Origin of the sequence: Streptococcus parasanguinis, from assembly GCF_015556095.1 — a bacterium.
GTDB classification, from domain to species: Bacteria; Bacillota; Bacilli; order Lactobacillales; family Streptococcaceae; genus Streptococcus; species Streptococcus parasanguinis_Q.
Genome location: NZ_JADNLT010000002.1, coordinates 232,256 through 245,982 on the forward strand (window position 1 = coordinate 232,256; position 13,727 = coordinate 245,982).

Annotated in this window: 6 protein-coding genes; 1 reads left to right on the forward strand and 5 read right to left on the reverse strand. The window is 41.6% G+C overall.

Annotated features, from left to right (window positions below; genetic code table 11):
* The 5 genes from I2E70_RS10550 to I2E70_RS04210 form a co-directional block, all read right to left on the reverse strand.
* On the reverse strand, positions 1-8,044 hold an 8,044-nt coding region (locus tag I2E70_RS10550; protein WP_229060258.1), incomplete at its 3' end, for a Spy0128 family protein.
* Positions 8,045-8,292: 248 nt separating this feature from the next.
* Positions 8,293-8,787 carry a beta-class carbonic anhydrase gene (locus I2E70_RS04195; protein ID WP_195327014.1) on the reverse strand — a complete coding sequence of 165 codons (495 nt, stop codon included), beginning with the start codon at positions 8,785-8,787 and terminating at the stop codon, positions 8,293-8,295.
* 290 nt (positions 8,788-9,077) lie between these two features.
* Positions 9,078-10,436 (reverse strand): DNA repair protein RadA, encoded by a 1,359-nt coding sequence (gene radA, locus I2E70_RS04200; protein ID WP_416385329.1) that lies wholly within the window; start codon positions 10,434-10,436, stop codon positions 9,078-9,080.
* A 13-nt stretch (positions 10,437-10,449) separates the two neighbouring features.
* Positions 10,450-11,016 (reverse strand): histidine phosphatase family protein, encoded by a 567-nt coding sequence (locus tag I2E70_RS04205; RefSeq protein ID WP_195423576.1) that lies wholly within the window; start codon positions 11,014-11,016, stop codon positions 10,450-10,452.
* Positions 10,967-11,413, reverse strand: coding sequence for a dUTP diphosphatase (locus tag I2E70_RS04210; RefSeq protein WP_195423588.1), 447 nt, complete (start codon positions 11,411-11,413; stop codon positions 10,967-10,969). Before I2E70_RS04210 ends, I2E70_RS04205 begins: the two co-directional genes overlap by 50 nt.
* Before the next feature lie 437 nt (positions 11,414-11,850).
* Between I2E70_RS04210 and I2E70_RS04215 the strand changes: the two genes are divergently transcribed.
* On the forward strand, positions 11,851-13,587 hold the full coding sequence (locus I2E70_RS04215) for an LPXTG cell wall anchor domain-containing protein (protein WP_195423577.1): 1,737 nt from the start codon (positions 11,851-11,853) through the stop codon (positions 13,585-13,587).
* The last annotated feature ends 140 nt before the right edge of the window (positions 13,588-13,727 follow it).

Below are 13,727 nucleotides of genomic sequence, written 5' to 3' on the forward strand. Positions count from 1 at the left end.
GTACGCCTTCTTGACCCTTCTTGAATTCAAGAGCTTTGAACTTAACGTTACCAGATGCATCATTGCTTACAGTTTCAACTTCTTTACCAGTTGAATCTTTAAGCACGAAGCTGAATTCGTTAGCTTTAAGCTCCCGACCTTCCAAGCGTTTAGTGAAGTTGAATTCTACTTCAACTGGAACGTTATTTACACGTTTTTCAGTTGGTTTGCTTGGTTTTTCAACCTTCTTAGTGGTTGGGTTGTAGTAGTTTACAACTTGAGCCGCAGTATTTTCGATATCTACACCAGCTTTAACTGTTTGTTTAACTGTTGTTGGAATATCAAATTTGTAGTAACGTCCGAAGGCGAACTTAGTTGTATCGATCACTTGAGTGTTTTCTGCGTCGCCAAGTGACTTCGTGAAGCCATCTTTAAGGGTTGCAGTAATCACACCATTGTTCACAGCGATATCGAATTTATCTGTTACTTCTGCGCCTGTTACTGAATCGTAAGCTTTGATCTTAGTAGAATCAAGATCCAACTTAGCTTCATCGTAGTCATCTGAGATTCCTACTGATTGGATGTTGTCCTTGTTAGCTGCGTCGAATTTAGTTGTATCCAACCATACTTGGTAAACCAACTTGTCGCCACGTTTAACAGTCTTGGTATTGATGTTTTCTGCTTCGTTGTTTGCAGTACCATCCACATATGGGTTAGCATTTGTATCTGCGTACTTGTCAGCTAATTCAGAATCATCATCAAGAAGTTTGTTATCAGTGATTGAGAATTTCTCTGCATTTAATACATACTTCTCTGGTTGGAACTTAGGTTCTTCTGGAGGAGTGACACGGTTGTTAAACTCTTTATCAGCAGCATCTGTTACATTCGCTACGATTGCTTTAGCTGTACCGTCGTGAGAAACCACAACTTTCACAGTCGCAACCATTGGGTCGTAAGAAACGGTGCTATCTGTACCACGAACTTCTTCTACAGTGTAGTTGTAAGTCTTACCAAGATCATCTTTACCAAACTTAAGTTGAGTGAAGTTAACCTTACCAGTCGCATCATTCTTCACTGTTTCGACAACATTGCCATCTTTCTTAAGAACGAATGTGAATTCTTGATCTTTCAATTGACGACCTTCAAGAGATTTCGTGAATTTAAGATCAAGTGGAACTGGAACACTGTTGACACGTTTTTCAGTTGGTTTGTTTGGTTTTTCAACTTTCTTGCTTACTGGGTTGTAGTAGTTCACAACTTGAGCTGCCTTGTTTTCAATATCGGCACCAGCTACGACATCGTCTTTCACTGTTGCTGGGATATCAAATTTATAGTAGCGTCCAAATTCGAACTTAGTAGTATCAATGATTTGAGTGTTTTCAGTGTCGCCAAGTGACTTAGTGAAGCCTGCTTTCAGGTTAGCTGTCAGAACACCATTGTTATCAGAGATATCAAATTTAGTTGTTACATCTGCACCAGTAACTGAATCGTAAACCTTGATATCTGAAGCATTAACCGTCAATTTATCCTTGTCGTAGTTATCTGTGATTCCTACTGTTTGGATATTGTCTTTGTTAGCTGCGTCAAACTTCGTTGTATCCAACCATACTTGGTAGTAAAGTTTAGATCCACGTTCAACTGTCTTAGTATTCAAGTTTTCAGCTTCGTTGTTGTTTGTATTATCGACATATGGATTGGTGTTTGTTTCACCATATTTATCCGTCAATTCAGAATCGTCATCAACGAGCTTCGTACCTGTGATATCAAATTTCGCTTTAGAAACAACGTATTTCTCTGGTTGGAACTTAGGTTCTTCCGGAGGAGTTACCTTGTTGTTGAATTCTTTATCAGCAGGTTCTGTCACGTTTGTGATCAATGCTTTCGCAGTACCATCATGACTTACTTTAACAGTTACAACTGCAGCCATTGGGTCGTAAGCAACAGTTGAGTCTGTACCTTTCACCTCTGTTACAGTGTAAGTGTACGTACCTTCTTGACCCTTCTGGTATTTAAGGGCAGTGACAGTTTTACCAGCTTTGTTTGTGTAGTCAACTGGAGTGAACTTGAAGTTACCGTCTGCGTCGTTGGTTGCCGTTGCGATCACAACATTGTCGCTATCTTTCAACTCGAATGTGAATTCGTTAGCTTTCAGTTCACGACCTTCCAATTTCTTAGTGAAGTTAAATTCAACTGAGATTGGAACGTTGTTTACACGTTTTTCAGTTGGTCTTTCAGGTTTTTCAACTTTCTTAGTCGTTGGGTTGTAGTAGTTTACAACTTGAGCCGCAGTATTTTCGATATCTGCACCAGCTACCACATCGTCTTTCACTGTTGTTGGGATGTCGAACTTGTAGTAACGTCCAAATGCGAATTTAGTTGTATCGATCACTTGTGTGTTTTCTGCATCGCCAAGTGACTTCGTGAAGCCAGCTTTCAAGTTAGCAGTGATCACACCGTTGTTGACAGCGATATCGAATTTATCTGTTACTTCTGCGCCTGTTACAGAGTCATAGGCTTTGATGTCAGCTTTATTAAGATTTAATTTAGCTTCATCATAGTTATCTGAGATACCAACTGTTTGGATGTTGTCCTTGTTAGCTGCATCAAATTTAGTTGTATCCAACCATACTTGGTAAACCAATTTAGAACCACGTTCAACAGTCTTGGTATTCAAGTTTTCTGCTTCGTTGTTTGATGCATCGTCCGCATATGGGTTCGCATTGGTATCTGCGTACTTGTCTGCCAACTCTCTATCATCGTCAACGAGCTTGTCACCAGTGATATCGTATTTTTCTTTAGAAACAACGTATTTCTCTGGTTGGAACTTAGGTTCTTCTGGAGGTGTTACACGGTTGTTGAATTCTTTATCAGCAGCATCTGTTACGTTGGCAACGATCGCTTTAGCAGTACCATCATGTGATACCACAACTTTAACAGTCGCAACCATTGTGTCGTATTTGACAGTTGCATCTGTACCAGGAGTTTCTTCAACTGTGTAGTTGTATGTCTTACCAAGATCATCACGACCGAATTCAAGAGTCTTGAAGACGATCTTACCAGCAGCGTCATTCTTCACGCGTTCAACTTCAACGCCGTCTTTCTTCAATACGAATTCGAATTCGTTCTTTTGAAGTTCACGACCTTCCAAACGTTTCGTGAAGTTCATTTCCACTGGAACTGGAACACTGTTGACACGTTTTTGTGTTGGCTTTTCAGGTTTTTCAACTGTCTTGCTTACTGGGTTGTAAACGTGAACTGTTTGGTTGGCTGTATTTTCAATATCAGCACCAGCTTTAACAGATTCTTTCACAGTTGCTGGAATATCAAATTTATAGTAACGTCCAAATTCGAACTTAGTTGTATCGATAACAGGAGCGTTTACTTTATCTTTGATAAATTCATCTTTAGAAGTTGCAGTGATGGTGCCGTTTTCAACTTTGATGTCGAATTTATTGGTTACTTCTGCACCAGTTACTGAATCGTATGCTTTGATGTCAGCTGCATTGACGTCCAATTTATCAGCGTCGTATGTATCAGATACACCAACGTATTGGATGTTGTTCGCTTCAGTAAATTTCGTAGTATCAAGCCATACTTGGTAAACCAATTTAGAACCACGTTTAACTGTCTTAGTATTCAAGTTTTCTGGTTCGTTGTTGGTTGTCTTGTCTACATATGGATCTGCATTTGTTTCAGTGTATTCATTTGTCAACTCATCGTCGTCATCCATCAACTTGTTACCAGTGATGTCATATTTCTCTTTAGAAACGACAAATTTTTCTGGTTGGAATTTTGGAGTTTCTGGAGGAGTAACTTTGTTGTTGAATTCTTTATCTGGAGTACCATCAGTAGCGTTACCATTGGCATCTTTACCACCTGTTGATGTCACGTTTGTAACAGTTGTCAATGAATGACCGTTCTTGGCAACTTCAACAGTCACTGTAGCCTTCATTTGGTCGTAAGTCATTCCAAATTCTTTGTTTGCCGGAATCACTTCTTCTACAGTATATGTGTGGGTACCAACTTTCGTATTGTCGAATGACAATTCTGAGAAGGTTACGTTACCGTCAGCATCATTTTTCACTGTTTCAACTTTGTTACCAGCAGCATCTTTCAATACGAAGCTGAATTCGCCTGCAGCCAATTTACGGCCAGCTAACTTCTTAGTGAAGTCAAATTTCGTTACAACTGGAGAAACCACATAGTTGTTAAACTCAGTGTCTTCTGGCATTGTAACAGCTGCGCTCAAGATACCTGTAGCTGCATTTTTGGTTACATTAACAGTTACGACTGCATTCATTGAATCGTAGTCGATGTTTGTATCTGCGCCAGCTACTTCACGTACAGTGTAAGTGTGTTCACCTACAGCGTTGTATTCAATCGCATCAAATGTGATAGATCCATCTGCTGCATTTTTCTTGGTTTGGATCACATTGCCATTTTCAAGCAATTCGAATGTGAAGGCATCCTTTGTAAGCTCTTTCCCTTCAAGACGTTTAGTGAACTTGAATTGAGCTTGAGTTGCAGCAGGTGTGAAGGTATTGTTGAACTCTGTATCTGCAGGAAGAGCATTTGTTGCTTTAAGAACGTGACCTTCTTTCGTAACAGTAATTGTTACTTCAGCTTTCATTGGGTCGTAAGTCATTCCTGCTTCAGAACCTTGGACTTCTTCTACAGTATACTTGTGAACACCTACTTGTGTATTGTCAAAGGTCAAATTATCAAAGGCTACAACACCTTGTTTAGTATTGGTCTTGGTTTGAAGAGTCTTACCATTTGCATCTTTCAATACAAATGTAAATTCGCCTTCTTTCAACTCACGGCCTGCAAGGGCTTTGCTGAAGTCGAAACGAGTCTTAACTGGAGCTACTGCAAAGTTGTTAAACTCTGTATCTGCCGGCATAGTAACTGCAGCGTTCAAAAGACCAGTTTGAGCGTCTTTTGTGACGTTAACAGTCACAACAGCGTTCATTGGATCATAATCGATATTCGTATCTGTTCCAGCTTTTTCACGTACAGTGTAAGTATGTGTACCTGCAGCAGCGTACGAGATTGCATCGAATTGGATGGTTCCATCCGCTGCATTTTGTTTAGTTTGGATGACGTTACCATTTTCAAGCAATTCAAATGTGAAGGCATCCTTAGTAAGCTCTTTCCCTTCCAATTTCTTAGTGAACTTGAATTGAGCTTGTGTAGCAACAGGTGTGAAGGTATTGTTGAACTCTCTATCTGCAGGAAGTGTATTTGTCGCTTTAAGAACGTGCCCTTCCTTAGTAACAGTAATTGTTACTTCAGCTTTCATTGGGTCATAAGTCATTCCTGCTTCAGAACCTTGAACTTCTTCTACAGTATACTTGTGCGTACCAACTTGTGTATTGTCAAAAGTTAAATCATCAAAGGCTACAACACCTTGTTTAGTATTGGTCTTGGTTTGAAGAGTCTTACCAGTTGAATCTTTCAATACAAAGCTAAATTCGCCTTCTTTCAACTCACGACCTGCAAGAGCCTTGCTGAAGTCAAAACGAGTCTTAACTGGAGCTACAACGTAGTTGTTGAAGATTTTATCATCTGCACTTGATTTGAATCCACCTTCACCAGTGTACTTAACTGAAGCTTGCAAATCACCATTAGCGTCTTTCGTAACCTTTACAGTCATGGTTACTTCCATAGCATCATAGTCGACATCCTTATCTGCACCTTTTACTTCAGTGATGGTATATGTATAAGTACCTTCTTTTTTAAATGACAATTCTGAGAAGCTTGCCTTACCATTTTTATTTGTGACAGTTTCTTCCACACCAGGCGAAGATGAGTTTTCCTTAATCTTGAAGCTGAACTCACCATCAACAAGCACACGTCCCTCAAGTTGTTTTTCAACTTCTGGTTTTACCTTGATGGTTTCTGTCTTGTCATAGTAGTAGATTGGTTGTTTGTATGGTGTCAAGGAGTTGAGCAAGTCAACGTTGGTACCAATACCTCCTACTCCACGTTCCAATTGTGAATTTGGTGAAAGGTGACCGATATTGTCTCCCAAGAAAGGAACAAAGACTGTCTTATACGGAGTGTAGCCAGCAGCCCATTGGAAATCGAACGGAACTGTCTTACCGTTTGGATAGTTCGTTTTTGCACCAGTTTTTGGATCAGTTACCGTATGCGCAATCGTTGTAAGCGGTGTCTTTTTGACTACTAGTTCTTCAGTATTAGCTTCTCCCGGCTTGATTGGTTTGGTCTCCGCTAAAAGCATATAACCGTCAGTGTTCAAAGTACCATCCGAACGTTTGCTTTGTTGTTTGGGATCTAGTAGGTAAACACGAACCACTACAGATCCATCTTCACCCACAATTTCTTTGATACGCTTAATTCCTGCACGCTCAGCATCCATGAATTTGGTACCAACGGTGTAAGGACGGCTTACATAACCAGAAGTTGTATCTGGATCTACCGTTTGATAAAGTTTATAAACTGTCTCTTTAGTAATACCATTTCCAAGATCTTCAGTTTGCTTGGTAAATTGGCGTTCTCCAGAAGCTGTGAATTTTTGCCCTTCCATAGCTTTTAGAGTATATTTAGCTAACTCAGTTTCATTGCCATTTTCTTTATAGTCCTGAGTTGTAACAGACTTACCAGTTTCCTTGTAGGTAGGGTTTTTCTTGTCAACAAGTTTATAGTAAGTGGTCTTTTCAACATTGGCAGGGATCTTAAAGTTTGTATCTGTAACTTGACGACCATTATATGTAGGTTCAACTGCATTTAAGATATCATTTGAATTACGTGCGTCATAAACAGCATCAAAGCGGGCTTGTTCAGCTGGAGTCAGGTTATGACCAGCAGCTACCAAAGCTTGAATCGCTGGACCAACTTCAAATCCCATTTGAATGAATGGTTGGTCTGTTTTACCAGGACCTTGACCAGCCCCTGCTTGGTAATCCACTTGCAGTGTCAACTCATTATTAGATTTTGGAGTGGTTGTAGTGAATTTTTGAACACCACTAGTTGCAGTGACTGTATGTGTTTCAACAACAGCACCTGTATTCTTATCGATCAGTTCAACTGTAGTATCTGTCGAACTATCAAAGTTTTTATAAGCACGTGCATAGTAGTTTGTGTTGTAACGGGCATTAAATTTTGTCAAATTCCAGATACCAAAAGTATAGAAATCTCCTTCTTTAGCTTGGTAACCAGCTGGAATTGTTTGAGAGTGCACAGATGCTCCGTTAGGATCTGTCATGTCAGGGTTAGCAGAAACATTCGAAGCAATGGTCGTTACAACATCAATCGGTGTCACATTATGGTCTGTCAAAGCACGTTTACCACGACGACGGCTACTTACAGCTAAAGCTCCTGCATTTGTACGTTCTTCATTAGCATTTGCCACAGCCACAGCAGCATTTGTACTTGCTACTCTATCTGATTGCGCAGCTGCTTCTGTACCAGTGATCGGAGCTGCTGAACTTACAGTAGCTGAAAAAGTAGTCGTTCCTGCTGGTGTAGCTGCTTCTTCTCTTGCAGCTGCTCTTTCTGAGCTTTCACCTGCTGCAGCAGAAGTTGCAGTAGGTTGAGCTGTGGTAGCCGCTGTTGTAGAAGCTGGTTTAGAGCTTGACTCTTTTTTCTTCTCTACAGGTTTGCTGGTTTCTGATGACGCTGTCGTTTTTGGAGCTTCTTCAGATTTTTTAGTTTCAGCTTTAGCTGGTTTTGCAGCTTCTTCAGCTTTCGCTTCCTTGTTTTCTGTAGCAGCTGGTGTTTCAGCTACTTCAGCTTTTTCAGTTGCTGGAGCTGGTGTTTCTGAATTTGCAGCAGCAGTCCCAGAACGGTCAATTTTTGGAACTGATGCTCCTTCCCCGTATGCCTTAGAAGCACCAGGTGCTTCTGTTTGACTTGATTCTGTTGCAGCAGGTTGCGTTTCTGAAGTTGCTGTTTCTGCAGGTCCAGAGGCTGCTTTTGCTTCATCCGCTGACGCAGATTGAGCACCTGCAGCAAAGAGCGCTGTTCCTAAGAGAACAGAACAAACCCCAATGCTATATTTTCGTAAAGAAAAGCGTTGGCGTCTATTGAAAATATCCTTCATTTATAGGATCTCCTTTTTCATATTTCATGATTCCATGATACAAATAAAATTGTAACATTATTGACATCAAGAGTCAATCTGTTGAAATTTAATTGTAATATTCTTGTTAAAATGTTATATTATACCACATATTTTTTAATATTTTGTGCCAAATTGTCACATTTTTTCCTATTTGGTTCAATTTTTTTACGCCAATAAAAAAGAGTTCAAGAAAACAAAGTCGTTTTGTTTTCTTGAACTCTTCTATTTTATTTCACTTCGGAGATCAATCCGGTATCCACATCATACACAGCTCCTGAAATCACTACATCCTTTGGAATCAAAGGGGAAGCTTTTAAAAGCTCCATATCTTCACGGACACTCTCTTCAATGTCTTGAAAGGGGAGGAAGTCGCGCTCTCCCACATCTACTCCCAGTTCTTTCTTAAGATGCTGCCGGAAAGCTTCGTTTTCAAAGGTTTGTGCGCCACAATCTGTATGATGCAAGACGACGATTTCGCGGGTTCCCATCTGTTGCTGGGAAATAACCAAGGAGCGGATCATGTCATCTGTCACGCGCCCTCCAGCATTCCGCAAAATATGGGCATCTCCAAGAGCCAGGCCCAGTGCTGGTGCCACGTGAAGGCGGGAATCCATACAGGTTACGATGGCGACTTGTGTTTTGGGCTTAATCGGAAGACGGAGGTCTCCATGCAACGCCACATAAGCTTGGTTGGCTGTTAAAAAATTATCAAAATAAGACATGGTCTCTCCTTTGTTCCTTTGAAATTCAAATCATCTATTATTTTACCACATCTCCCTATTTCTGTCAGAGAGGATCTCCCGTCATCTGTCACATCTGAAAAAAAGAGAGTGAGACAGAAATCGGTAATTCGTTAGAATTCGATTTCGTCGTCTAACCTCCGCACAGTTGAGTAGGGCTGTAAAAGCTGATGAAATCAGCGTAGTAGAGCCCACTCAACCACTGCGTTTTGCTCGAAAATCCAAAAACAATTAAGAGGCTAGGACTTTTGTCCCAGCCTCCTTTTCTACTATTAAAATACTTTCTTCAAGACTTCAGACAGTGTACTCACACCGACAACTTCGATCCCTGATGGTGTCGAAATCCCCGTCAGAGAATTTTTAGGTACATAAATCTTGGTAAAACCGAGCTTAGCAGCTTCATTGATCCGTTGTTCGATCCGATTGACTCGGCGGACTTCTCCGGTCAAGCCCAACTCTCCAACGAAACACTCTTGCGGGTTGGTTGGCTTGTCCTTGTAGCTGGAAGCAATGGCTACGGCTACGGCTAGGTCGATAGCTGGCTCATCCAACTTGACACCACCTGCAGACTTGAGGTAGGCATCCTGATTTTGAAGGAGCAAACCCGCTCGTTTTTCTAGCACTGCCATGATGAGACTAGCTCGGTTAAAATCAAGCCCTGTTGTCGTCCGCTTGGCATTCCCAAACATAGTCGGAGTCACCAAGGCCTGCACTTCGGCCAGAATTGGACGTGTCCCTTCCATGGTCACTACGATGGACGAACCAGTCGCACCGTCTAAACGCTCTTCTAGGAAAACTTGACTCGGATTGAGAACCTCAACCAAGCCACCTGACTGCATCTCAAAAATCCCAATCTCATTGGTCGAACCAAAGCGGTTTTTGACTGCTCTCAGGATTCGGAAGGTATGGTGGCGTTCGCCCTCAAAGTAGAGTACCGTATCCACCATATGTTCCAGCATCCGAGGACCTGCCAAGGTTCCTTCCTTTGTTACGTGTCCAACGATAAAGATGGCAATGTTATTGGTCTTAGCCAGCTGCATGAGTTCAGCCGTTACTTCCCTCACCTGAGAAACCGATCCTTGTACCCCTGAAATCTCAGGAGACATAATGGTCTGGATCGAGTCGATGATAAGAAAGTCAGGTTGGATCCGCTCAACCTCTGCTCGCACGCTCTGCATATTGGTCTCAGCATAGAGATAAAACTCACTGTCGATATCCCCCAAGCGCTCTGCCCGTAACTTAATCTGCTGAGCCGACTCCTCACCACTGACATAGAGGACCGTTCCCACTTGAGACAGTTGGGTCGATACTTGAAGGAGCAGGGTTGATTTCCCAATCCCTGGATCACCACCGATGAGGACCAGACTTCCTGGGACGACACCGCCTCCAAGGACGCGGTTGAATTCCTCCATCTCGGTCTTAGTACGATGGACATTAATAGAAGTTACTTCAGCCAATTTCATAGGCTTAGTTTTCTCACCTGTCAAGGACACCCGGGCATTCTTAACTTCTGCAACTTCGACTTCCTCCACAAAAGAAGACCAAGAACCACAGTTAGGACAGCGCCCTAGGTATTTGGGTGAATTGTAGGCACAATTTTGACAAATAAATGTCGTTTTTTTCTTAGCGATGATAAACCTCTTTCTAAATCTCTATCTCACACTCAATCACTTGGCAAAAATCAATGGTTTCATTCGGTACAAATTGACGAATGAGCATGCGATGGGCTACAACTACCACAGTTTGATGTTCCCGATACTTAGCCATGCATTCTAGAAAACGAGACTTCATCTCTACAGCTGTCTCATATTGAACAGGAGAATTTGGGAGCAACTCCCCCTTGTTTTCTAAAAACAGACATCTAGCTGTCTCAAAGTTCTCTATACCTGTTTCATAAACCTGCCATTCGTGCAATAAAGGCTCTACCCTCAAAGGAAGGCCCGTAGCACAAGCCAGATAAGAAGCTGTTTCTAAAGCTCGCGTCACTGCTGAAGCTACTAGCAGATCAGCTGATTGGAACAAGGGGTTTTGGCAAAGGTCCTGAGCCTGTTTCCTCCCCTTCTCAGATAAGGGAGCCAAATCTATCCCGAATCCAGTATAGGAACGTTCCTCTAACTCACGGTAATCCGGCTCCCCATGACGGACAAAGATAATCTTCATCTTAGTGCCCAGTTGATCCAAATCCACCAGTTCGAACACCGTCAGCTTCATCTCCATCTGCGATTAAAAATGGTGCAAAGACAGCCTGAACCATGCGTTCGCCAACTTCAAGAACCACTTCTTGGTCTGTGATATTCTTCATCTGAGCAAAGATATGGCCTTCGTTCCCTGGATTGCCATAGTAGTCTCCATCAATAACCCCCACAGAGTTGATTAAGACCAGACCTTTTTTGCGAGGGTTGGACGAACGGTCGTAGAGATAAAGCACCTCACCCGCTTGCATATAAGCCTTGACCCCAGTTGGGACGAGGACGATTTCTCCTGGTGCAATCACTGTGCGCTCGGCTACCTTCAAATCATAGCCAGCCGCATGGGCCGTCTCCCGTTTTGGCAACAAGTCCTGATTGGTATAGCTTGATACAAGTTCAAATCCACGAATTTTTGTCATCATAATTCCTCTTTCATTCTAAAATGTTTCTATCTCTTCTATTATACCATCACTTTGCCCTAGCGTCTCCTCAATTCTACTATTCGTATTCTTTCAATAAAAACTTACTTTTCCGTCCTTCTTTTTTGTAAATCGGTTGGCATTTTCATGGTTATTTTCGAAAAGAGAACAAAAATTGATGAAATCTCTTAAAAGTTCGTAATTCCTGCCTCATTTCATCAATTTTAGCTTGAAGCTACTCATTATTTTTGCTATAATTCCCTGTGTAGGGAATAATTTTAAAAGTAAAATATTTTACCCTATAAAATAATTTTATGGAGGTCGTGTCTCAGCACTCAATTCTTATTACCAACAGATAGGATTTGGACGTTCCTATCTTTAAGAGTAATCAGGCATTGATAACTAGGCACTAATTTTTTATGAAAAGGGAAGATAAGATGAAGAATAGGAATATCAAAATTTTCTCATTTGTCCTTTGTTTAGTGGCCATGCTTTTCGCTTTAGGTCTGAATCGCACTTCAGCAGAAACTCCTGGAGTGACAGTAAGCGGAAAATTGGTCGATACAATCAAAAATATCAAAGTTACCAATAATGAAGGTGGCAACCTTGATTGGGAATTACAACAATGGGCAACATTTCGTATCAATGCTGATTTCGACTTAGCTGGTAAGGATGTCAAAAAAGGTGATACGACTGATCTCACCGTTCCAGATGCTTTGATCATTACGTCGCAAAGTTTTGAAATTCGCGATGTTAATACGAATGAAATTATAGCTCACGCAAAAGTTGACGATGTCAAAAAGAAAATATCCTTAACCTACACGGATTATGTTAGTACACATTCAGATACCCAAGGATCCTTCTTCTTCTATGCACGTATCGATTTCAAAAAACACCCTCAACAAGGGGAAGTCCCTGTTGAAATTACCGTCAATGGGGTAACCAAGATCGGCGGGAAGGTTACCTTTAAAGGAGTCGGAGACGGTAACCCAACTCCATTATCAAAAACTAGTTGGGTGAATGACAACGACCATAAAACAGTCTCCTATACTATTTCTGTTAATAAAAGTAAACAAAATATCAAAGAAGTCACTATTGAAGATCATTTGAGATTTACAAATGCTTCCTATGTAAAAGACAGCATCAAAGTCATCAAAGGGAAGTTCTCATTTGAAGCAGGTGAATGGGTCTTTTCAAATCGTGTTGATGTAACGGATCAACACCCTGTTACCATCAGTGAAGATGGTCAATCTTTTGTTGTCAATCTGGGGGACATTAGCGAAAACGATCAATATCGGATTGATTATGATGTTCGCTTAAATTACGAGCCTGTAGACGGGGAACTTCTTAAAAACGATGCTACCCTTAAAGGAAAGCAGTTTGAAACAGAAGATGTGACAAACACAGCCGCTGTCCAAGTCGCAGGAGGATCTGGTGTCGGTTATGTCTTTACCATTTATGTCCATAAGGTAAACGATGAAAGCCAGCCGCTTGCTGGAGCTAAGTTTAAGATCGTTCGTCAAGCCAACAACCAAGTGATTGGAGAATACGAGACTGATAAAAATGGGAATATCACAGTCAATGGTCTGTTAAAAGATAAATACATCTTAACAGAAACCGAGGCCCCTGCGGGTTATACGATCAAGGAGGCTGACACCGTCGTAAATGCTGAAGATTTTGGTAAGGACCATAAGGTTACGAAGACAATCGTCAATCCAAAAGAACAGACAACGACGACTACGACGACTACGACGACAACTACAACGACTCAAGAGCCAACAACCACTACAACGACAACTCAAGAGCCGACTACGACGACAACAACTACTGAGGAACCTACTCCTACTACCACTACAACAACTCCAGAGTCAACAACGACTTCAACGACAACTGAAGAACCTACAACAACTACGACGACTCAAGAGCCAACAACTACAACAACGACGACGGAAGGTCCAAAACCTACGCCAACTACGACAACAACGCCAGAGGGGCCAACAACGAATACGACCAAACCTAGTAACCCAAGTGATTCTGGCACCACAACTACAAACGGAGGTCGTAAGACATTCCTTCCGAAAACAGGTGAAGTAGTCGCTACCGGTGTCATCTTGATCGGCGTTGCCATCCTATCAGGAGCCGTCATCTTGAAACGCAAGATTTCTAATAACTAATCGTTCACATGTGCGGATCATATAAAAAAAGAGGCTGGGACAAAAGTCCTAGCCTCTCAATTATTTTTGGATTGTCGAGCAAGACGCAGTGGTTGAGTGGGCTCTACTACGCTGATTTCATCAGCTTTTACAGCCCTACT

Coding starts and splice junctions, on each gene's coding strand:
- I2E70_RS04205 (WP_195423576.1), bottom strand. CDS start 11,016: ATGAAGCTGACGGTGTTCGAACTGGTGGATTTGGATCAACTGGGCACT.
- I2E70_RS04195 (WP_195327014.1), bottom strand. CDS start 8,787: ATGTCTTATTTTGATAATTTTTTAACAGCCAACCAAGCTTATGTGGCG.
- I2E70_RS04210 (WP_195423588.1), bottom strand. CDS start 11,413: ATGACAAAAATTCGTGGATTTGAACTTGTATCAAGCTATACCAATCAG.
- I2E70_RS04215 (WP_195423577.1), top strand. CDS start 11,851: ATGAAGAATAGGAATATCAAAATTTTCTCATTTGTCCTTTGTTTAGTG.